Annotated in this window: 24 protein-coding genes; 7 read left to right on the forward strand and 17 right to left on the reverse strand. The window is 35.0% G+C overall.

All coding sequences use genetic code 11. The features are described 5' to 3' along the window. The first annotated feature begins 23 nt into the window (after positions 1-23). From K0U91_RS00960 to K0U91_RS00975, 4 genes are all read left to right on the forward strand, one after another. A complete protein-coding gene (locus K0U91_RS00960) occupies positions 24-467 on the forward strand; it encodes a JAB domain-containing protein (protein ID WP_220180055.1) in 444 nt (147 codons plus the stop codon). 535 nt (positions 468-1,002) lie between these two features. Continuing rightward, on the forward strand, positions 1,003-1,287 hold the full coding sequence (locus tag K0U91_RS00965) for a hypothetical protein (protein WP_220180056.1): 285 nt from the start codon (positions 1,003-1,005) through the stop codon (positions 1,285-1,287). Positions 1,288-1,360: 73 nt separating this feature from the next. Continuing rightward, positions 1,361-2,092 carry a GLPGLI family protein gene (locus tag K0U91_RS00970; protein WP_220180057.1) on the forward strand — a complete coding sequence of 244 codons (732 nt, stop codon included), beginning with the start codon at positions 1,361-1,363 and terminating at the stop codon, positions 2,090-2,092. A 2-nt stretch (positions 2,093-2,094) separates the two neighbouring features. Further along, on the forward strand, positions 2,095-2,946 hold the full coding sequence (locus tag K0U91_RS00975; RefSeq protein ID WP_220180058.1) for a GLPGLI family protein: 852 nt from the start codon (positions 2,095-2,097) through the stop codon (positions 2,944-2,946). A gap of 145 nt (positions 2,947-3,091) precedes the next feature. Here K0U91_RS00975 and K0U91_RS00980 read toward each other — a convergent pair whose 3' ends face one another. The 14 genes from K0U91_RS00980 to K0U91_RS01045 form a co-directional block, all read right to left on the reverse strand. Beyond that, complete coding sequence (locus K0U91_RS00980; RefSeq protein WP_220180059.1) at positions 3,092-3,538, reverse strand: DUF3872 domain-containing protein; 447 nt, start codon at positions 3,536-3,538, stop codon at positions 3,092-3,094. Between the two features lie 10 nt (positions 3,539-3,548). After that, positions 3,549-4,103, reverse strand: a complete 555-nt coding sequence (locus tag K0U91_RS00985) for a conjugal transfer protein TraO (protein ID WP_220180060.1) — start codon at positions 4,101-4,103, stop codon at positions 3,549-3,551. A gap of 1 nt (position 4,104) precedes the next feature. Continuing rightward, entirely contained in the window at positions 4,105-5,004 is a 900-nt protein-coding gene (gene traN, locus K0U91_RS00990) for a conjugative transposon protein TraN (RefSeq protein ID WP_220180061.1), read from the reverse strand. Positions 5,005-5,020: 16 nt separating this feature from the next. Beyond that, positions 5,021-6,343, reverse strand: a complete 1,323-nt coding sequence (gene traM, locus K0U91_RS00995) for a conjugative transposon protein TraM (protein WP_220180062.1) — start codon at positions 6,341-6,343, stop codon at positions 5,021-5,023. A gap of 5 nt (positions 6,344-6,348) precedes the next feature. Beyond that, entirely contained in the window at positions 6,349-6,618 is a 270-nt protein-coding gene (locus tag K0U91_RS01000) for a hypothetical protein (protein WP_220180063.1), read from the reverse strand. Between the two features lie 11 nt (positions 6,619-6,629). Beyond that, the gene (gene traK / locus K0U91_RS01005; protein WP_220180064.1) at positions 6,630-7,253 is read right to left on the reverse strand and encodes a conjugative transposon protein TraK; all 624 of its coding nucleotides are present in this window, start codon (positions 7,251-7,253) and stop codon (positions 6,630-6,632) included. Positions 7,254-7,268: 15 nt separating this feature from the next. After that, positions 7,269-8,261, reverse strand: a complete 993-nt coding sequence (gene traJ / locus K0U91_RS01010) for a conjugative transposon protein TraJ (protein ID WP_220180065.1) — start codon at positions 8,259-8,261, stop codon at positions 7,269-7,271. A gap of 1 nt (position 8,262) precedes the next feature. Next, a complete protein-coding gene (locus K0U91_RS01015) occupies positions 8,263-8,895 on the reverse strand; it encodes a DUF4141 domain-containing protein (RefSeq protein ID WP_220180066.1) in 633 nt (210 codons plus the stop codon). 23 nt (positions 8,896-8,918) lie between these two features. Continuing rightward, the gene (locus K0U91_RS01020) at positions 8,919-11,426 is read right to left on the reverse strand and encodes a TraG family conjugative transposon ATPase (RefSeq protein ID WP_220180067.1); all 2,508 of its coding nucleotides are present in this window, start codon (positions 11,424-11,426) and stop codon (positions 8,919-8,921) included. Continuing rightward, the gene (locus tag K0U91_RS01025; protein ID WP_220180068.1) at positions 11,423-11,755 is read right to left on the reverse strand and encodes a DUF4133 domain-containing protein; all 333 of its coding nucleotides are present in this window, start codon (positions 11,753-11,755) and stop codon (positions 11,423-11,425) included. Before K0U91_RS01025 ends, K0U91_RS01020 begins: the two co-directional genes overlap by 4 nt. 11 nt (positions 11,756-11,766) lie before the next feature. Then, complete coding sequence (locus K0U91_RS01030; RefSeq protein WP_220180069.1) at positions 11,767-12,072, reverse strand: DUF4134 domain-containing protein; 306 nt, start codon at positions 12,070-12,072, stop codon at positions 11,767-11,769. Positions 12,073-12,435: 363 nt separating this feature from the next. Continuing rightward, positions 12,436-13,071 (reverse strand): conjugal transfer protein TraD, encoded by a 636-nt coding sequence (locus tag K0U91_RS01035; protein ID WP_220180070.1) that lies wholly within the window; start codon positions 13,069-13,071, stop codon positions 12,436-12,438. 3 nt (positions 13,072-13,074) lie between these two features. Next, positions 13,075-13,473 carry a DUF3408 domain-containing protein gene (locus K0U91_RS01040; RefSeq protein WP_220180071.1) on the reverse strand — a complete coding sequence of 133 codons (399 nt, stop codon included), beginning with the start codon at positions 13,471-13,473 and terminating at the stop codon, positions 13,075-13,077. A gap of 11 nt (positions 13,474-13,484) precedes the next feature. Next, on the reverse strand, positions 13,485-14,252 hold the full coding sequence (locus K0U91_RS01045; protein WP_220180072.1) for a ParA family protein: 768 nt from the start codon (positions 14,250-14,252) through the stop codon (positions 13,485-13,487). A gap of 656 nt (positions 14,253-14,908) precedes the next feature. Between K0U91_RS01045 and mobA the strand changes: the two genes are divergently transcribed. Both mobA and mobB read left to right on the forward strand, forming a co-directional pair. Next, positions 14,909-15,340, forward strand: a complete 432-nt coding sequence (mobA, locus tag K0U91_RS01050) for a conjugal transfer protein MobA (RefSeq protein WP_220180073.1) — start codon at positions 14,909-14,911, stop codon at positions 15,338-15,340. Positions 15,341-15,347: 7 nt separating this feature from the next. Further along, complete coding sequence (mobB, locus tag K0U91_RS01055; protein WP_220180074.1) at positions 15,348-16,640, forward strand: conjugal transfer protein MobB; 1,293 nt, start codon at positions 15,348-15,350, stop codon at positions 16,638-16,640. Between the two features lie 20 nt (positions 16,641-16,660). On the opposite strand, the gene K0U91_RS01060 is transcribed toward mobB, so the two are convergent. Further along, complete coding sequence (locus tag K0U91_RS01060; protein ID WP_220180075.1) at positions 16,661-17,668, reverse strand: PDDEXK nuclease domain-containing protein; 1,008 nt, start codon at positions 17,666-17,668, stop codon at positions 16,661-16,663. 175 nt (positions 17,669-17,843) lie between these two features. Between K0U91_RS01060 and mobC the strand changes: the two genes are divergently transcribed. Further along, positions 17,844-19,835 carry a conjugal transfer protein MobC gene (gene mobC / locus K0U91_RS01065; RefSeq protein ID WP_220180076.1) on the forward strand — a complete coding sequence of 664 codons (1,992 nt, stop codon included), beginning with the start codon at positions 17,844-17,846 and terminating at the stop codon, positions 19,833-19,835. Positions 19,836-19,949: 114 nt separating this feature from the next. On the opposite strand, the gene K0U91_RS01070 is transcribed toward mobC, so the two are convergent. Together K0U91_RS01070 and K0U91_RS01075 are read right to left on the reverse strand one after the other, a co-directional pair. Further along, entirely contained in the window at positions 19,950-20,798 is an 849-nt protein-coding gene (locus K0U91_RS01070) for an RteC domain-containing protein (RefSeq protein WP_220180077.1), read from the reverse strand. 42 nt (positions 20,799-20,840) lie between these two features. After that, complete coding sequence (locus K0U91_RS01075; RefSeq protein ID WP_220180078.1) at positions 20,841-22,556, reverse strand: helix-turn-helix domain-containing protein; 1,716 nt, start codon at positions 22,554-22,556, stop codon at positions 20,841-20,843. Positions 22,557-22,619 lie beyond the last annotated feature (63 nt).

Here is a 22,619-nt window from a genome sequence, read left to right on the forward strand (position 1 = left end):
TCTGCCGTACAAGAGCAACCATTATGAAATTCAATATTGTTAACGAAATAAAATTAAGCTATTCAAGAAAGGGAAATTCTGAGAAATTTATTTCTACTTCAAGTGATGCAGTAGATGTTTTCAGACAGCATTTTGACAAAAACGAAATGGACTACAGAGAATCATTTTTCGCCTTGTATGTAAATCAGGCTCACAGAGTTTTAGGAATACGGAAAATTTCTGAATCAGGAATTTGTTCTACCATCGTTGATGTCCGGATTATTATGCAGGCTGCACTTTTATGTAATGCAACCGGTATTATATTGGCTCATAATCATCCGTCAGGAAATTTAAAACCTTCTGAAGATGATCTGAAAGTCACGCAGAAAATTAAAGAAGCTTCAAAATTTTTAGACATTCAGTTGCTGGATCATTGTATATTGACATCAACGCATTATATATCATTTGCAGACGATGGACATTTGTAATAATTATAAAACAAATGTAAACGGTAATTTAAAAGTTGCCGTTTTATTTTGTGGCGAAAAGACAATTCCTTCCGAAGGTCGGAACCGTCTTTTCGCTAATGTACAGAAATAACCCATTGATTGCCCAGCGACGTACAGCACTGTCAATAAGTTATAGCAATTTTATAGAAAGTTCTTACTTGTTTTGATTTCAAATCAAAAACATTGAAAATTTGGAGCAACTCTCAGTTGTTACGAAGACAGCATTACGTTATTATAACCGTTAAAAAATTATTGATATGCGAGTGTTAGTACATAATTCGGTGTGTTGATTAACTATTACAAAATATCAAATCTACTTTTTTTTAAGTGAAAAAAATGATATCACGAAAAATTTTCACAATTTAAACAATGTAATCGATTACTTAAAATTCGTTTACCCTTCAAATCCTTTATCAGTAAGCATTATTAAAAAAAATAGAATATTTCACACATATTATCTCTTTGTATTGAAATATTTATTATTTTTGACTCACATTAATCAAAAATTATTTTTATGAAAAAATTACTATTCGCGGCAGTTTTGTTTGCTGGTACAACTTTAGGATTTGCTAAAGAAAATGTAGAAAAAAATTCAGAACTTACAGTATCAGTACAAAATGTAGATAAAGCTGATCAATCAGCTTTAGGAAATTGGGGATGTACGGCTACAGCTTATCTTTATAATGAAGAGACAGAAGAGTATGAAGAATATCGTTCATTTTCTATCTGTTGCTATGACACACCCGAAGCAGCATGTAATGCCGCTTCAAATGAATTAAACGATCAAATAAATCCTTAATTTTAAAAAAATTACAAATGGGCTTTTCTTATGTAAGAAAAGCCCATTATTTTTGTTTAAGTAAAATCTAACAATGAAGAACACATACATATATTCTCTACTTTTAGTTTTAGTTTTTTCAATTACTACATTTGGACAAGAAAAAACATGGTTAATCGAATACCGTGCTATATCTAATTCCGGTGCAGTTGGAACAGGAAATATTTTAATATTTAATAAAAACAATTCTTTATATGGAAAATTAAAAAGCAATAATAAAGACAATGATCGTAAAGATGAGAGAATAGATAATAACCTATACATTCGTACAAACAAAAAATCTTTAGTATATAAAGACTTAGAGAAAAATTTGATGATATCTAATGAAAAAATATTCTTAGATAATTATGAAGTACAAGATGTAAACAATATTTTTAATTGGAAGCTTACTGAAGAGAAAAAAGAAATTTTAGGACGTATATGTAAAAAAGCAATTGTGGACTTTAGAGGTAGAACTTATGCTGCATATTATGATGAAAGTTTAAAATATCCTTTTGGTCCTTGGAAATTTTCGGGTCTTCCTGGTGTTATTTTAGAAATAAAATCTGAAGATAATTTTATAAAATATGAAGCATCATATATAAAAACGTCTGAAGACACAATTGATAATCCATTTAAAAACAGTAGTGACTTAATTCCTTTTCAAAAATATAAAGAAATGTATATAGAAAAATATAAAGAAAATACTGCGGAAAGGAAAGTAGGAGACCGTACTGTAAAAAGTGAAATGTCTAAAGGAGGAAAAGAAATATATATAGATTTTTAATTATGAATAAGTTACTTTTTTTGTTTTTTTCTGTTTTTTTTATTGCGCTAAGTGGTCAAAATATAAGATTCTTTTATGATTATAAATTTGTAGCAGACTCAACTAAAATAGACTCTACTTTTACTGAATTAATGCATTTAGATGTAAGTGATATTGGTTCAAAATTTTATAGTAGGGATGTATATATTACAGATTCTATTGTTCAAGATAGAATAAAAAATAGACCAACGGTAAATCGTGTAATGATTAATAATTCAAATTTTAAAGGAAGAGTAAGAAATATTGTTGAAAAATATTATCCAAATTTCAATATAAACTATTTTACCAATATAGGTTTAGAACGTTATAGAGTAGATGAAAATATAGATTTGAAATGGGAAATTTTACCTGATATAATGAAAATAGGTCAATTTACGGCTCAAAAGGCACAAACGGAAGTTTTTGGAAGAAAATGGATCGCTTGGTTTAGTAAAGATTACCCTATCCAAGATGGCCCTTATAAATTTCATGGATTGCCCGGATTAATAATAAAGATTGAAGATATAACACACTCGCACATTTTTGAATTAAAAGGTGTGAAAAAACTTAATAATAAGGAAAAATGGTCTAGCGAAAACGAAAGGAAAAACGCTAAAAAAAATATCATTGTTAATGAGAAAAAATTTAAAAAAGCATTTATAGAAGATCGAAATGATCCAATGAAAACATGGAACAATAGTGCCGGAGGAATGGTTTCTTATACTGTTACTAATGCATCAGGAAAACCCGTTGATATGAGAGATGTTGTAAAAAACAGAGAAATGATGATTAAAAAAGACAATAACATATTAGAATTAGATTTAATTAAAAAATAGTTTTTAAACTTACCATTATTCACAATAAAAAAAAAGAATACCTATTTTTTTGAATAAAAAACAGGCTGAATTATTTTAAAAAAAAGATTATTTATACATACTTTATTTTAGGCAAAAATCCCATAATTAAATGGGATTTTGTTTTTTAGTCCTTATTACCAAATTGAAACTCAATTTCTCTTTCATTTCCAAAACTATCAATAATCCAGATTTTAAAGCTCTGTGACATTGTAGATGTTGAGGTATAATACAGACGAAACTCTTTATTCTTTAATTCATAAGAATCATTTTGGGAGTAAGGAATATCGTTGTAGTATTTCAGTATTCCGGTTCCATCAAACTGAAAATACCTGAGATAATATTGGGTTTCAGTAAAATTTCCGGATGGCAGAATTTTAACCCTGATCTCCACTGTTTCATCGTTCGCAATATCTTTATGAACAGGCATGACTGAAACTTCAAATGGAAAATTCTGCTGGATTTGTAATTCCTCGTTGGTGCATGATGAAAGTATTGTTTCTGTGAAAATCAGGATTGGGATCACATACAGAATTCGTAAAAAGCATTTCGCTTTGTTGATATAATTTTTCATAATGATTGATTTATAAATTGATTCTTACTCCAATTCCGACTGAAGGTGTGAACTGATTCCGGGAAGTATTCCAAAGTATTTTTGTTCTGCCCGAAGCAATTATTGTGAAACGATCTGAAAGATAAATTTCTGCAGAAATTCTTCCAGCTGCTCCATATACGAATGATGATTTATGAATAATTACTGAGCCATCGTTTAAGATGCTCTCACCTCGATTGATTATTTCATACCCTGCGACAGCAGATAGGGTCGTATTGACCATAAGGCTTTTTTTGCGGTTGCCAATCAGATTTAGACTGTAACCAGCTTCTGCACTGATAGTTTCTACAGGTATTTCAAAAGTTCGGTATGGGATTACTTCTCTGGAATATTCTAATGCATACAACAGGTAATTTCCTTTTTTAGCATGCACAATTAGTCCAGCATTTATAAAGTAATTATATGAATTTTCTGAAAGTAATAAACCGGAAGTAATCTCTACACCTTTCTGTTTGGGAAGCATTCTCTGTGCACTAATCGTATGGCTTGCGATGAGCAATACCATGATCATGATAAACTTTCTCATTCTATTTCAGTTTTAAATGAATGTCCTTAACGAGCTTTGCATTGATCAAATCAGCATTTTCTACCTGAATTTTATGATGCCTTCCACCGTCTTTTTCAAAAACTTCAATTTCCAAGATCTGATCTTCCAGTAAAGTGAACTGATCTAATAGATAGACAACCTTTTCGTCGGATTGATGATTGATCGTTTTCGTTATCAGGTATTCCCGAATGGGAGTCAGCACTTTATCCTGAACAACCGTTTTCTTTAGATTTTTCTTATCTACAATTTTAAAACTTACAAAATCGATATTGTATAGAAGATTATTTATATTTCTGAATTTGAGCACGAAATAAAATTTTCCTTCGTGTAAATACAAAGATTGTAACAGCACATGAACTCCAAAACTTTTTGACCCTAGATGTTTGATGGTACTCTTGGGATTTTCATGCAAGGTTTTCATCATTAATTCTGTTAATGAAGCGGATTCTCCCTTAAGGTCTTCTAATAAAACCTCGGTCGAATATTTTTTTTCATTTTGCCTCTGCAATTTTAAAAGGTCATAGTTCAAAGTGTTAGGATAGGAACTGTAAAACACATCAAAGTTGTAGAATTTCCCGTCTTGAGTAATCACGGAAAAATTGGTTTCTTCTTCAAAATCTCTGACTCCGGCTTTAATTCGGAGTACATTTCCGACATCTTCTGCTTTGTTGGCAATGAGGTTTTCACTTCCCAAATCAACATACCGTATGGGCGATGGAAATAACAAATGGGAAGTTTTGTTATAGGTAACTTCCATTTTATAAGGTTCTAATTTAGCTTCGCTGAGCGAAGCAAATTCCGGCATTTCCTGAGCGTTGAGTGGACTCATTGAAACGGATATGAGGATGAATATCACCCATTGTTTTAATATATTATTCATTATTTTAGTTTGTTGTTTAGTTATTTTTTGAAACCAGAAAAACCTGATGACCGGCTTTAATAGTGACTTTTGGAAGTCTGACCTTCTTTTGGAAATATCCAGATATACCCTGAACAACACCTTTTGTTAGATCTGCAGCAATTTGTTGTCCTGCTGATTGGGTCATCATAATATTCGTTCCTGAAGTCTGTCCCATATTTCCCAAAATTTCCGTTACTGCATTTTGTTCTGGTGAATAGGGAATATTGAGTCCTAGTTGTCCGTCATTGTCATGAATATTAATTTCAACTTGCTGGATATTGCCTTTATATTCAATCGTGGAAATCTTTAGCTGCAGTCTTCCGCCTTGAAATTTACCGGATGCTTTTACCAGTGTTCCTGCAGGAATGAACATTTTTCCAAGCATCATCGGTTGTGAAAGTCTCAGTGAAACCATGCTTTCACTGGAAATGGTTTTTGTCTCATGGATGACTGCCTGGATGCTGTTCTGGTTTTGAAAACTGGTAGTTTCATGCTCATTTTGCAACCCATTAAATCTGTTTTTTTCCAATCCTGTTAAAAGAGTACTGTCACTAACCTCTCGATAAATACTTGAAACCAGATTCTTTCTGACGGACTGGGCAGCAGTCACCTGAACTTTTTTCTGTTCGGCGTCCTTTTCAGGAAGTTGCTTTTCTTCAGATTTTTCCTGATTGGCAGATGTAGGAAGATATTTTGCAGCCATCTGATATGATTTTTCCATCAGTTCAAGTTGATCATTGATCGTTGTGCCGGTCGGTGATGAAACGTTTTGCGATGATTCATTTTTTAATCTGGAGATTTCTCTTTTCAGCTGACTGACTTCCTGATCATCTCGACTGTAAAAAGAACCCAATGTCTGTTGTGCATTGCGATAACTGTTGACTGCGTTATGGTCACCTTGTAAAATGTTACTGTTTGGATTTGTTGGAGATTGAGCATGTACACTTTCCATGTTACCATCTTTTGAAGTTGCCGGATCAGTCCAGTAATCTGACAAAGTAGTGAGCGCATTTCTTTTCTCGTCATTTTTATTTTCCAACAATTGCTGTTCATACGCTTTCTGTTTGTCTGACTGTAATTGATCATCGGCAGCCTGTGGAATTACAGAATTAAAACCAACATCCTCAATAGTTGTTTTTTCTTTAGGTTTAAAAATCAGGTATAGGCATCCGACAAAAACGATAGTCATCAGAAAATAGATGAGTGGTTTCTTCAGTTCTTCCAGCTGTAATTTTCTGTTCTCCTGAACATCATTACTTGATGATGAGTCGGAAGATCCTTCAGTAATTCTTACCTGTGTTGTATTTGAATCTTTCATTCTAATCATTTTTGAATGTTGTTAATCGGTGTCGTTTTCAAGGATTGATTCATCGGTTGAATCCCTGTCGGAATGTTACTGATGTGTCCACCGATTGGAATGTTTTTACCGTTTGCACCGTTCACCCAAATCTGTACAAATACACACAAGGTCAGCAAAGTGTATCCTGCTAGAAACACTTTTGTGAACAGCCGTTGTCGCTTTTCCGGCAAAGCTTTCCACTTTTGTTCTGTATGCAGAATGTATTGAGCAATTGTTTTTCTAAACTTTTTCATAGGTTTTGGTTTTAACGGTCAACGGTTTCAACATCTTTATTCTCAACGACGTTGAATTTTTCAATGGTAAATCCCTGAGGATTGCTGTCTGATCTCACAGAGTTCACCAGTGAACAGTTGGTAATCAGACTTCGTATCGTGAGATTGCTTGATCGAATAATAAACTGTCGTGCAAAGGTTTGTACTGCATAAGGATAGTTGTTAAAATTGGCGACAACACTATCAACCTCGATCCTTTGCTGGATATTTCCACTGATTATCCGATTGTAATATCCTTTCTCTGAAAGATCTTTGTAGTAATCAAAGGCAGACTGATCAGCCAGATTGAATGCTCTTTTGACATTGCTTTCAATCGCATTTTTATCGGGAGCAATCGTAAAGAACAGTTCATGAAAACGCCTCACATGTTCTCTTGCCTCTACAGGACGGTTGATGGACATATCCTGAGAAAGCGCAACCATCAGAGATTTTCCATTATCCAGAACATAGATCTTCTGTCGTTGTTCTTCTGCAAATTGGTAAGATTTAAAAATCACCAATCCCACTACTCCAAAGCATAATATGGCAAAAACAAAGGTGAATAACCGGATCTGTTTGAAACTGTTTTCTATATTTCTTAAGGTTTTAAATTCCATTGTTGTTAGGTTTAATTATTTTAATAATCTTCCTGAAATATTGCCTGTTGCTGAACCGGCAGCGGCGCCAGCAATGTTTCCGGATTTCTGTGCGGTTTGGTTAACGTTTCTTGTGAAGTTTCCAGCTCCACCTGCCTGGATCACCCAGCCTGTCACTGTGGGAACGGTAAAATATCCAATGATCCCAATAATCATATAAATGATGTAAACGGTGCTTGAAGTATCCGGAATGAAGTTTGGATCAGACAGCATCTCGATATCTTTTTCAATAATAAGCGACTGAATCTTGGCAAGTATAGAACTGAAAATATCCGCAACCGGAAGCCATAAATACACACTGATGTATCTGGTGAGCCATTGGGTGAGCGTACTCTGAAATCCATCCCAAACAGAAATCGCAAAAGCAATAGGTCCGAGGATTGATAAAACAATCAAGAAGAAAGTCCGTATCGTGTCGATGACCAGTGCAGCAGATTGAAATAAGATTTCGAGGAATTCCCGAAAACCATCTCTAATGTCTTTTTTAATAGAAAACATTTCTCGTTCAATATACATTCCGGACATGGTGACCAGATCTGAAGGTGACCAGCCTAATTCTTCCAGTTTTTTATCAAATTCTTCATCGGAGATCAGATACGCCATCTCAGGATTTCTGAGCATGGCTTCTCTTTCTAACAGGTCTTTTTTCTGCTGCAATTCATTGAGATCTAGAACCTGATCCTCCAACATGGAATGGCTTCCCTGAACGATGGGACTCAAAACGCCGTTAATACTTCCAAGCACAAGTGTTGAAAAGAACATGATGCAAATTCCGATCGCAAAAGGTCTTAACATCGGAAACAGATCGATGGGTTCTGCGCGACTCAATGCCTGCCATACTTTGATGGCAACATAAAACAAGGCTCCTAATCCTGCAACCCCTTTGGCAACAGCAGCCATGTCTGCACATAACGGCATCATTTCATCGTAAACGGAGCGAAGTAATTCGTGTAAGTTATTGGGTTCCATATTACCAGTATTTTTGGTTGGCAGTTCCGTACAAATTCAATACTCTTTGGGTATTGTTCTGTTTTTTTGCTCTTAGGTAGCTAACAGAAATATTCTTATTGGTGTAGTAGCGAACCAGATTATGATAGTCTTTTACTTCTTTGTAGACCCGGTCAATGATGTCCATTCTTTCTTTGTCGTTCAGGGAAAGGCTGCTCGTATTGACGATCTGCTTTAAATCTTTCAATAGCTCTGTGCTCTCGTTTAATAGTTGGGAATATCCATTGGCAATGGCGGTCAGTTCCTGAGCATTGAAGTTGGGATCATTCAGCATCTTCCCGAAATTATTGACATACATTTCCGAAACGTCGCCGACCATCAGTACGGTCTGCTGAACTTTTCTTGCATCTTTAACCAGATTATTGACGGCTTTGAGCTTGTCATAATATTCCTTTCCCTGTTCGTAGACTTTTTTTACTTCATTGAAGTTTTTGACGACATTGGAGACGGTATTGGAAGTTTGTACAATTTCATTGGCTGAATTTAAAATTCCTGAAGCGAGATTGGCCGGATCGGTCACTACGAATTGTGCTTTTGCGAATGTTGTTGTAGCAAGAACCGCTACCATCACAGTTTTAATGATTAGATTTTTCATTGTTGTAAATTGTATTTGATTGATTAATTTTCTTTGTTCAATTTGATTCTCTTTAATGAGATCCTCTTGATAGCGTGTTCGACATTGCCATCAAGTTCTGAAGCCAGATTCATGACTTCCAATTTTTCAGTTTCCTCGGTGGTGTATGCGAGATATTCTTCAGTAGATACTTCGGTAGCATAGACTGCGGAATGAGTTCCACCCAATCCGATCCAGACTTCTTTGTAGAGTCTTTTTGGATCATTGTTCATGTTGATGGAAAGTACCTGAGCTTTTTCCTTGTCAGTCAAACCAAGCATTGCCTGAATATCATCGAACTTATTCATGTATTTCCTTTGATCCAATAAGATCTTGCAGTCTGAATTGTTGATGATGCTTTCCTTGACAATCGGTGATTGAATGATGTCATCGACTTCCTGCGTTACGACAATAGCTTCACCAAAGAATTTTCTTACGGTCTTGAATAAATATTTGATGTATTCTGCCATGCCTTCTTTAGCAATCGCTTTCCATGCTTCTTCTATCAGAATGAGTTTTCTGATTCCTTTCAGTCTTCTCATCTTGTTGATAAAAACTTCCATAATGATGATGGTTACGATGGGAAACAGTATCTTATGATCTTTGATGGCATCGATCTCGAATACAATAAATCGTTTGGACAATAGATCCAACTGTTTGTCTGAATTGAGCAGATAATCGTACTCGCCACCTTTATAATACGGCTCGAGAACATTCAGGAAGTTGGCAATGTCGAAATCTTTTTCACGAACTTTCTTTTGTTCTAAAACTGCCTGATAATCGTCTTTAACATAATGGTAAAAACCATTAAATGATGGATGTTGATCTGTTTTTTTGATTTGCTCAATATAACCGCTGACAGCATTGGATAACGCCACTTCTTCTGATCGTGTAGGCGGTTCGTCATCTCTTTTCCACAGGGTAAGGATCAAGGTTTTGATGCTCTCTCTTTTTTCAATATCAAAGATGCCATCGTCTGTGTAGAACGGATTGAATGCAATCGGGTTATCTTCGGTGTAGGTAAAATACACTCCGTCCTCCCCTTTTGTTTTGCCTTTAATCAATTCGCATAAACCCTGGTAGGAATTTCCAGTATCAACTAAAAGAACATGAGCTCCCTGCTCATAATACTGTCTGACCATATGATTGGTAAAAAATGATTTACCGCTTCCTGAAGGTCCGAGAATAAACTTGTTACGGTTTGTAATGATTCCCTGCTTCATCGGAAGATCGGAGATGTCCAAGTGAATGGGTTTTCCGGTCAATCGATCTGCCATCTTAATTCCAAAAGGAGACGGTGAATTCTGATAATTGGTTTCTTCGGTGAAAAAGCACAAAGCAGGTTCGATGAACGTGTAGAAGCTTTCTTCACTGGGAAAATCACCTGCATTTCCGGGAATTCCTGCCCAATATAAAGTGGCTACATCTGTGGTATTATGACGGGGTTTACATTCCATCAAAGCCAAAGCACTTCCTGTATCATTCTTGATCTGTTTTAATTCAGCAGGATTGTCTGACCACGACATCACATTGAAATGGGCACGGATGGATTGCAGTCCAAATGAATGGGCTTCATTGAGGTATTTTTCAATCCATTCTTTGTTGATCTGATTCGCCCGGCTGTATCTGGCCAGTGAGTGCATATTTCTGGCTGACTTTTCAAACTTACTTAAGTTGTCATCACTGTTGTCGATGAACAGATATTGATTGTAGATGTGATTGCAATTGAGTAAGAGTCCTACCGGAGAAGCAAATGACAGCAGACAATCGCTCCGATCTGTACTGAGTTTTTCGTAACGACTATGTGATGAAACCGTTCCGGGAAGATCATCGGTATCTGACAGTGTGTGCATACTGATTCGGTTATTGCCGATTCTCATTTCTTCAGCTCCCAGATTGATGTCCTGAAGGGAAGGATTGATGTCTCTGGATAAAGTCAGGTATTGTTCTAAAATTCCTGACTGATCTTTTGTTCCGGTGATTTCCTCTTCAGTCATTCTTTCCAGTCGCACATAACCGCTGTCATTCATGATTCTTTCCAACTGATCAACCGCTTCCATAAATCTGCTGATGATTTCTTTATCTCTGATCTCTTTTGGGATGAGTTTTCCTTTGCATAAGGATGAGAAATTGCTCTGCATTCTCATTCTTTCTTTGCTTGTTTTGGTAACAAAGAGATAGCAGTAATGATTCAGAAAAGGTCTTTCGTTGAAATGTCTTTCAAACGATTTAGACAGAAAACTCTGATCCTCTTTCGACAGATGGGGATTGTAGTTTTCTTTGATAAACCAATCCTGCTTATGAACGATGCTGTAATCCGGTAAAGTTTTGATCGCCTTAAACCATGCGGAATGGATGGCTTCATATTCTGCTGAAGCGACGGTAAACAATTCTGGCAATTTGACTTTAAAACAAACCGTCACATCTGCGTCTTTTGAAATAATACAGTTTTCTTCTAAAGCCAATAATGGGAACTTACTTTCAAGGGTAGCTGCTTTTGATGTATTTCTCATGCTGTAGCTTTTTTAGAATTGATGTCGATGTATCTGAAAATGGACTTTCGGCTGATGATATATTGCGGATGCTTTTTCTTCGCACCTAATTTCATCAGTCCATGCTCCCCATATTTTCTGTTTAGTGAGAAGGTCTGCCAAATCAATGTACTGCTGGTCAGTCCTCCAATGGCTAAACACATGTAGGTATTGACTCCGGCCATATAGAGGATCATGACCAAGACCAGGAGCCCGAGCAAACCTCCTGCGAAGATGAAGAGGTACTGCGCTTTCAGTCCTTTGAACTCAACCGTTCTCCCGATTCCTTTGTTGATATGATAAGTATTCATAACACTGCTTTTTAAAGGAAGAATGAACGGAGAATGGTCGCTGCAACGATCAGAAAAATACAGGCTCCGAACCAACTGGCTGCAGTCTTGCTGGTATCCGGATCACCACTACTGAATTTGTTGTAAACCTTAACGCCTCCAATGAGTCCTACGACTGCTCCGATGGCGTAGATGAGTTGCGTGGCAGGCTCGAAATAAGAGGTCACCATTTGGGTGGCTTCGTTGATTCCCGCAGTGCCGTTGCCTTGTGCGAAGGTCTGAATGAAACTTCCTGTTAGCAAACATAATGTCAGAAGTCTGATTTTTAGTTTTTGCATAATTGATACATTTTGTGTTACTGAAAACTGCGCTCTGCAGCTTTCGGAAACAAATGTATCAGAGGCATGATAGCATGATCTCTAATTGGAAGCAGCTGATAGACATTGGCTGTATGTTGCTTTTCTGAGATATAACATTTATTACAATCTCTAAAAAATCACTGACATTCGTATGGATTCAAAGCATAAAAAACCCAGCAAAAAGCTGGGTAGAAACTAATAACCATGAAAACTCAATTAACTTAATAATGACACTTAATGAAGTAATAACTAAACCGAAAAAATATAATGAATTCTTAAATCAAGTTATTAACTGTTAAAGTAACATCATGGTTATTTTTTGATCAAGCTAGAGCTGAATTTCTATACAAACTTCTCTATGTCAAAATCATCTAAACCATATTTTTGGTTATCTGAATTGATGATAACAGTATTCGAAGATGAAAGACTAGAGTCTAGTAGTTCAGCTATTTTTACTGCCCCTTGTTCAATAGAATTTTGTAAAATCTCTAATAAAACAGTCCCCTGTATTTTTAGCAGATCATTAATAACCATTTCTTTTTCAAATGGTTGCAACACTTCCTTATGTAGAATACGTCCTGTAGTACAGAGGTCGTCAAAGGTCGCACCCAGGGCAAGCGCATCATCCTCCACAATAACACCATACTTTTTCCACTCCTCTTCCTCCTCTTCTAAATCAGGTTGCGTGCTGAAAATCTCGTCAAGTTTTTCAGATGGAGTTTGAATATCAAACTCTTTATTTTCATCAATTTCAATATCTGTATCCTTCGGTATCACAGATATATTCTGAAAATTTTCAGCACTACGGTTTTGCACAAAAAGATTCGTACCTTGTTTAGGCAGACCTATTATTTCAGGTACATTAGGATTGCTTTTACTCGTTGAAATTTTTTCATCTGATTTTTTTCTGATCACTATTTTATCCTGCAAAAGCAGAGCAATGACAGTCAAAAGACATAGTACTATTAATATTTCCATAATTCATAATATGGGTTTAAAATGTTCGTTAAAATATGTAGTAATATCACTGCCAAATTCACTGAAATGATGTTCCAAAATATTGTCAATGTATGAGTATAATGTTGTTTTGTCTTCTAAATTCAACTGGACAATCCGAAGCAGTCTTTCGTGATATTCCGGTCGTATGTAAACGACCCTACCGTTGCGGCCGGAAGGGAACCGGTTGATTAAAAAAGTCTCTTCATAACCTAATTTCTTTGAAGAATTGTTTCGTGATTTTTCTTTGGCTTTTCCTTCTTTAAGCATATGTTGCGGTTGAATTTTATTAGATGGTAGTTCCTCACCGCTTATAATATCCATCAGATAATCCTCGTCCACATCTCGTTCCTCAAACTCTTTATTTTTTTTATCTTGATCCATAATTAATTGTTTTACAATTGAGTAATACGTAGAAATTCTTCAATAAACAGATCCATTTTGGTAGCTTTTAATAGCTGAAAATCAGCAGCCAGCAGACTGGATTTGAAAATATAACTTCCGGTATCATCTGCCTCCTTTCTGAAACGCTTGCTGTCCATAATTTTAGTCTCCATTATTTTTAGTTGCAGCTCTTCAATAACATTTTGATAGGCATTATACAATCCCGTTTTTTCCCTACCATCTACCTGATTCCAAAATAGATGTAAAGATTGAAGCGTGTTTTCATCTTGAGTAATTGGCAATTGAAGAAACGCTTTGGCAAATCCTAATGCGCTTTCTACAACCAAACGGTCAGCTGTAATTGGTGAGAAAATAAAATCCATTGATTTCAATGTAGTCAGTACTCCCCTTGTATTGGCAGTTCCCGGTAGATCAAAAAATATAACATCCGGTACTACTGACGAATCATCAACGTATTCGGATGCTTTCTCTAAAGCATTTTCAGACTTGCATTTAATAATTGGATATGCCTTTTTATTAATTGTTTGAAATTGCTTCATTGCTGTTTTTTTATGGTATTCGTTCTGCATAATGGTTTTCTTGTCCCGCTCCCTCATGTTGGTTAAACTGTGCTGTGGATAATCACAGTCCATAATGACAACATTATATCCTAATCGGTAATGAAGCACACTTGCCAGTAAACATGTTATAGTTGATTTCCCAACGCCTCCTTTTTGGGTGGAAAAACTTATTTTTAATGTTTTTTTTGTAGTTTCCATTATTAGAAATTTTATTATTACTTTATTTATTTTACATTTCTAAAAGTTTAAATTTTCAGTATTTCCAAAATTGTTTCTCTGCTTTCCAGCAATATTTCAGCATATGCATTTTTAAGTAACTTTACCTAATCAGTTAATTATCTGAGAAACTACCTAACTGTACGTCAAACCATATGTTTTACTGCTTTTATACTTTTAAAACTTTATTCTTTTACGCTTACGTATTTGTAGTTAAGGTCTTTCAGGATCTTTGGTCTATTCCTTTATTCATTGTTTTAAGTAAAACGGTATAGCAAATAAAGCGATTCATATATCTGCTAATCTCATCATGTCCTATAATGGCTCGGATAGACTTTGTATGTCGTTCAAAAAATTACAATTCTAAAACCTGTAAACTTTTTCTTTGCGAATTAATATTTGTAGACAGTTCGATATGGACTCTTGGCAATAGTAAATACTTAGGTGAATGAATAAAACTGGTTTTAACCATGATATCTAATTTACTTAAATAGTAAATCTAAGTGTTCATCAGAACACGGCAAGTTGTGTTTTGAGTGCCTCATAACTGTTTTCAGTGCCTCAAAACAACTTGCCCTGCCGGGAGCTGGAAAACATTCTCCGAAGTCGAAGTTTTATAAATAAATATTTGAATCATTATGAACGATCAAAATTATAAGTACAGAAATAAAGGTGGTAGAAAACCAAAGATAAATCCAAGCACCCATCGTCACGTTTTTAGGCTGACGGATGAGGAAAATGATCGGCTGATGATGCTTTTTGAAGAGTCAGGACTTTCTAATAAAGCAAAATTCATAGTCTCTATGCTGTTTTCTAAAGAAATTAAAACGGTGAAAATTGATAAGGGAGCGGTAGATTTTTACATGAGATTGACCTCTTTTTATTCTCAGTTTCGTGCAGTTGGAGTCAATTATAATCAGGTAGTAAAGTTATTACATACCCAGTTTTCTGATCGGAAAGCCGCTGCTTTTTTATACAAATTGGAAAAGCAAACTGTTGAGTTAGCAGTTTTGTGTAAAAAAATCATTGAGATTACGGAAGAATTTAATAGAAATAATCTAAAAAAGTAAGAATAAAATGGTTGCAAAAATTGGGAGAAGCAGTAATCTATATGGAGCTTTAGCCTACAATAATAAGAAAGTTGAGCGTGAGAAAGGAAAAATTTTGATGACCAATAATATGATTGAAACGACTGATGGCAGGTATACAGTATCGCAATTAGCACATTCATTTGATTCTTATTTGGCTGCAAATCGAAATACAGAAAAGTACAGTTTGCATATCTCATTAAATCCTGATCCGAAAGATAAGGTCAGCGATGAGAATTTTATTGACCTCGCCCAGGATTATATGCAAAAACTTGGATATGGTGATCAGCCGTATGTTGTCTTTAAACATTTGGATATTGACCGTACACACATACATATTGTTTCAGTAGTTATTGATGAGATGGGAAAAAAGATTTCAGATCGGTTTGAGAAAAGAAAATCAATGGAGATATGCAGAGAGTTGGAAAAGAAATACGAATTAGTACCTGCTGCGATGAAGAGAGATCAAAAATACGAGTTGCTTTTTCGTCCTGTTGATTACAAAGCTGGTGATGTTAAAAAGCAGATAGCTTCTGTAATCCGTCATCTTCCGAAATACTACCAGTTTAGGAGTTTGGCAGAATACAATGCTTTGATTTCTCTTTTTAATATTACATCGGAAAAAGTAGATGGTGAGCTACAAGGTAAATTACAAAGTGGCCTACTTTATTTTCCACTGAATGAAGAAGGTAAAATAGTAGGAAATCATTTTAAGGCATCTTTGTTTGGTAAAGATGCCGGCCTTTCTGCTTTAGAAGAACATTTTCTAAAATGTCGTGAATCTCTAAAAGATGACATCTTAAAATCTCATCTAAAAGAAGTTATTGCGAACATTATGCAATCTACTTTCAATGAAAATGATTTTAAAAGCAATTTAATCAGACAGGGAATTAATACGGTCATCCGAAGAAACAGTAGCGGTATCATGTACGGAATTACTTTTATTGACCATCGTTCAAAAACCGTTTGGAATGGCTCAAGTCTGGGGAAAGAATTTTCTTCCAATTCTTTAAGTGAAAGATGGAAAAATGAAAATCTACCAGAAAATAAAAAATTAAGCAAAGAAAAAAATGAAACCCTGACTACAAAAAAGTCGTCAGCTTCACTGTCAGAAAAACCACATCTTCTTTTCGATTTTTTAGAAACCCATCAGAAAGGCATACCATCTGAAGACGGCTTCATTGAATCAGTTGGGGGATTATTTTCATTTAATAGTGAAGGTGATCATGAAGAACAGGAATTTGCGCATCGAATGAGAAAAAGACGGAACAGAAAACGCTGATTTATTATATAAAATTTTTTCTAGTTTTCCTTTTCTAATATAGCCTGCACTTTCTTTTGAAGCTCTTTTTTGTCAGGTAGATATAATTGATATTTTGAAACAAATATTTTGTTGGAAATTCCTCCGGTAGCATATTCGACCAATACTTCATCTTTCTCCGCGGAAAGGATGATTCCTATGGGTTCATTATCATCTTCCATATTTTCTTCAGCTTTAAAATAGTTCAGATAGAGATTCATTTGCCCTATATCATTATGCTCGACCTGTTTTATTTTTAGGTCGATTAAAACAAAACACTTTAATATACGGTGGTAGAAAACCAAATCAATATAAAAATGTCTGTGTCGAAGTGATATTTTATATTGTCTTCCAACAAAAGCAAAACCTTTTCCCAATTCAAGAAGAAACAATTGAAGGTTGTCAATGATTTTTTGTTCTAATGCCTTTTCTGTTACCTGATGGCTCTGGGGAAGTTTAAGAAAATCTAACACATAGGGATCCTTAATCACTTCTGAAGAATCGGTGATGACATGACCTTGTTCAGATAATTGCAAAACGCCTTTTTTATCTTTGCTTAATGCCAATCGTTCAAATAACGCCGAATTAATTTGTCGGTCAAGTTCTCTATACCCCCAGTTTTCTAATACGCTCTGCTTTTCGTAAAACTTTCTTGCGTTATCATCTGACACACCTAATAGAGTGACAATATGAGTCCAGCTCAATTTGGCAGGCACTGCCTGCCATTTTTGATAGGCTAAATAAAATCTACGCATATCAAGGATGTTCCGCCTGCCAAATCCTTTTCCAAAACGATGTTTCAGATCCTTGGCAAGGCTCGCTAACAAGCCACTTCCATACTCTGCACGTTCTTGACCAAGCTGCTCAAATTCTACGATGTGCCTGCCAATTTCCCAATTTGCTTTGACAAGCTCACTATTGATAGCTTTTACGGCATTTTGCCTTGCGGTTTCAATAGTAGAACCAATATTGTCCAGAAGTTCATTGTAGGTAGCCTGTGTTGGTATCATTGTTCTTTTATAAGCAAACAAATTTAATCAATATTCCTAAAAGCAGTATATAAAATCGATACCAACTATTCTTCTGAGATATTGACAAATACCGCCAAATCATGACAGTAACTTCACCATTAAGGACAACAATTTTGTAGGATTTTATATTCGCTCCAAATAATTACATATACTTATGGGAGAAGATGATGCAAAAGGTTTGGCTAAAATAATGGGATTTATGAGAGCCATCAGTATTCTCTTAGTATTGATGCATCTCTACTGGTTTTGTCATAGTTTTTTTTTGGATCGTGGCTGGACTTTGAATCTGCTGAATAAGATACTGTACAATTTTGATCAAAAGGCAGGTTTGTTTTCGAATCTTTTATATTCCAAAATATTTGCTTTAGTATTATTGGGATTGAGTTGCTTAGGAACTAGAGGAGTGAAGAATGAAAAGATCAAATGGTCTAAAATCTATCTTGCTGCAGGGATTGGATTTTTCCTGTTTTTTCTAAATTTTCCTTTATTAAAGATCGTATCTAAGATTGGTTATTTTCTATATATCCTTTGCACAGGGTTAGGGTATGTTTCTCTAATGGTTTCCGGAGTTTGGATGACCCGATTACTACGAAATAATCTTATGGATGATGTTTTCAACAATGAGAATGAAAGCTTTATGCAGGAAACTAAACTGATGCAGAATGAATATTCTGTCAATCTTCCCACCAAGTTTTATTATAAGGGAAAATGGAACGATGGCTATATCAATGTTGTTAATCCCTTCAGAGCAACTATTGTTTTAGGAACCCCAGGCTCAGGTAAATCTTATGCGATTGTCAATAATTATATCAAGCAGCATATTGAAAAAGGCTTTTCAATGTACATCTACGATTTTAAGTTTGATGACCTTTCAACAATTGCGTACAATCATCTGCTGAAGTATACCGACAAATACGAAGTAAAGCCTCAATTCTATGTCATTAATTTTGATGATCCTAGAAAAAGCCATCGCTGCAATCCACTAAATCCGGATTTTATGACCGACATATCAGATGCGTATGAAGCAGCGTATACCATCATGCTGAATTTGAACAGAAGCTGGATACAAAAGCAGGGTGATTTTTTTGTGGAATCGCCTATTATTTTACTGGCAGCAATTATTTGGTTTTTAAAAATCTATGAGGATGGAAAATATTGTACTTTTCCACACGCCATTGAACTGCTGAACAAAAAGTATTCTGATGTTTTTACGATATTAACTTCCTATCCTGACCTTGAAAACTACCTCTCCCCTTTCATGGATGCATGGCAAGGCGGAGCGCAAGATCAATTGCAAGGACAAATCGCTTCCGCTAAAATTCCTCTATCAAGAATGATTTCTCCACAGTTATATTGGGTAATGACCGGGGATGATTTTTCGTTGGATATCAACAATCCTAAAGAACCAAAAATACTGTGTGTTGGAAATAATCCGGATAGACAGAATATCTATTCAGCTGCATTGGGTCTTTATAACTCAAGAATTGTAAAGCTGATTAATAAGAAAGGACAACTGAAAAGTTCCGTAATCATTGATGAGTTGCCCACCATATATTTCAGAGGACTGGATAATTTGATTGCAACAGCGAGAAGCAATAAAGTGGCAGTTTGTCTGGGATTTCAGGATTTTTCACAGCTGACCAGAGATTATGGAGTTAAGGAAAGTAAGGTGATTCAAAATACGGTTGGTAATATTTTTAGCGGTCAGGTAGTGGGAGAAACAGCTAAAAGTCTGTCGGAACGTTTTGGAAAAGTTTTGCAGAAAAGACAAAGCATATCGATCAACAGAAATGATACTTCAACGTCGATCTCAACACAACTGGATACCTTGATTCCTTCGTCGAAAATATCTACTTTAACGCAGGGAGTTTTTGTTGGAGCAGTTTCTGATAATTTTGACGAAAGGATTGATCAGAAAATGTTTCATGCTGAAATTGTAGTCGATAATGAATTGGTGGCGGAAGAAACTAAAAATTATCAGAAAATACCTGAAGTTTTAAGTTTTGTAGATAAGGATGGAAATGATCAAATGAAACAAGTGATTGATGAAAATTATAGAAGAATTAAAACAGATATTTCGACCATTATCAATAATGAGTTGGAAAGAATAAAAAATGATCCGGATTTACAGCATTTGATTCAGTAAAAATTACTCGAAGAGCGGATCTAGTGAATTTTCAGGGCAGGGTAAAGCCTCAAATCTATGTTAAATCAAAACAATTTTTGAGGCTTTATTTTATTACACTACGTCTCAAACGCGCTACTCCCCTTCAGTATTACGAAAATGTTGATTGAGATTATCATTGACCATCTGGAGAAATTTCGTGGATCCTGTTTTCCGATTTCTAATTTCAAAAATGGTTTTATGGTAATTACCCAAGTTGATATCCAATGATTTTTCCACAAACTTGATTACCTCGCTCAGCTCTATATTTCCACCGTTAAAACAGTTTAATTTATAAAGACCATACACTACTTCTACAAGTGCTACTTTAGATTCGGACCACACGAGTGGGGAATTTAAAGAATTGACTGTATCTTTATTTTGAATCTTTTCAATTTGCAATTTTAGAAATTCATCCAGTTTTTGATTGGCTTTGATCTGAGAAATATGATGATCATGTGAAGTTGTAAAATTTTCATCATAATCATAGAGTCCTGACGGAAGATTCATTTTTAAATCATATCTTTTTCTGACAAAATATTTATGATCTAAATAGGTGGCTTCACGTCGGTGGTAGCTGTAAAATTCTGCATGATCCTGATAGTATATGGTAAGCTTATCAATTTCTTTCGCAAAGTAGCTACGTTGTGCCTTTTCTCCGGCAGCAGGTTGATAGGTAAGAATTTGAATAATTTGTGAATGAAAAATAAATTGTGAAATGAATAAAGGTTTGATTTCTTTAAAAAAATGTATTTCGTCTGCAGCCGATTCAAATTCATGCGGAATGATCAGAGCTTTTAAATTAATGATTGATTCGTCAATCTTCCATAAACTTAATTCTGAAATCCTGACCAAATCACTGTGTTCAAATTCAATCAGCTCCAGATCATCCGTTAGACGCGCATACAAATGTTGTGCTTTTCTAAAAATTGTTTTGTTAACCATGTCCTTTTTTTTAGAAAATTACAAACTTCCTGTGGTATTCTGCTAAAGCTCCCGTTCATTATCTTTGAGTTTCATCTTTATAAAGTCAGCAATTCCTATCCCATTGATTGATTTAAAATGGGCTGTAAAATTATTTCGCGAAGCAATTCCGCACATTTCAGACAACGCTTGGATGGTAAACTTAGGATAATTTTTATCTGAATTCAGTTGATGGGTGATATAATTAATTCTTAATTGCATAAGATAGACAGAAAAATTGACGCCTTTATGTTCATGAATAAATGCTGACAAATAAGTGGGATTGGTTTTGAAACGTGTCGCAAGTTTGACAACTGTTATTCCAGCTTCAAGAAATTGATTTTTATCTTCAAAAAATTGAATCTTCATTTTGAGCATTTCGACTAAATCATCTGGCAACTCACCTTTAGTCTTTACGGAAGATTGCTCCTTTACGGGTAATGCTTCTTCCGGTTTCTTTATCCCATTGAGTCGATCGATGAGCTCGGCATATCTTTTTTTTAAATTTTGCTCTCGTTGCTGGTATCTCCAAATCAGGAAAAGCACAAGGATTACAGAAAATATGATGACAAGCACTATGGTCATCTGTTGTGTATTGATCGATTTTTCCAATTTATATTTTTCTTTAACCAGTCCCGCTATTTCAACGTCTTCGTAGATCTTTGCAGCCAAGTAGGCAAAGTCTTTCCTTATCCCTTGGTTTACCTCCAAGAGTTGATTGGTATAATACAACTGCTCTTTTTCATTCTTACTTTTTTTATAGTAGTCAATCAGACACATATACGCTTCTGTTGCTTCAGGCAAAATGAATTGATGTTTCTTGTAGATAGAATCCACTTTCTTTAATTCCAAGATTCCTTTTTTCTCATCATCATTCTTTAGGTAAATATTTCCAAGGTAATAGTGGATCACCGATGCCCATGTAAAATCATTTTTCTGATTGAGAACAGGTAACGCCTTTTTTAAACAATAGAGTGCATCATTGTATTGATTGTTCTTATAATAGATAATTCCAGCACATTTGAGAAAATAGGCACGCTCAAGAGTGAATTCTGATTTATTTCTTGTTGCTGCCAAACCTACTGTCAATAAACTATCAGCATTAGCATCTTGATTAAGATTCCGTTGGCATATAATCATCTGGTGCAAACTGTTCAGGTAGCCTCTGCAATAATTATAACGCAAATTCGCATTCACCTCATCTTTTAATTTATTTTCATTGAACTCGATGGATTGATTAAAAAGCTGCAGTGCCTTGTTGTAATAACCAAGATAGCTTTTTACAACTCCCAGATGATAAATGATTTTATTTTGAAGATATTCATCATCAGTTTTTATCGCATACTGGTGAGCTTTAACATATTCATTCGAAGCTAACTGAAATTTTCTCAAATTGAAATAGTAAATAATACCTTTTCCCAAATAAGCATCACTGATCAATTCATCTTTTTTAGACTTGAATGCAGCAGCTATTGTACTATCAGCATAAGAAAGCTTAGCATCTGTATCCTTAGAGAAATATACAGCGTCTTTGTATCCTAAACAGAGTTTTTCTAGGTTATTCTCTTTTTTCGCTTTCTCAATAAATGAACTGACATAAGGCAGGGCATTATGGTCTTCTTTTTCTAGATTTTCATATTTATTTCTTATATCAGCGTAGGACGGACTGACAGTTTTTTGTGACAGCAGCATCGTTCCGACAGTTAAAAGAAAAAAAGCAAGTACTGTTCTTCTTGACATCAAGTAAATGTGATTGGTATTTTTCAAAAATAGATAAAAATATGTGAATTATCTTGAGTTTAT

Origin of the sequence: Chryseobacterium sp. LJ668, assembly GCF_019613955.1 — a bacterium.
In the GTDB taxonomy this organism is placed as follows: Bacteria; Bacteroidota; Bacteroidia; order Flavobacteriales; family Weeksellaceae; genus Chryseobacterium.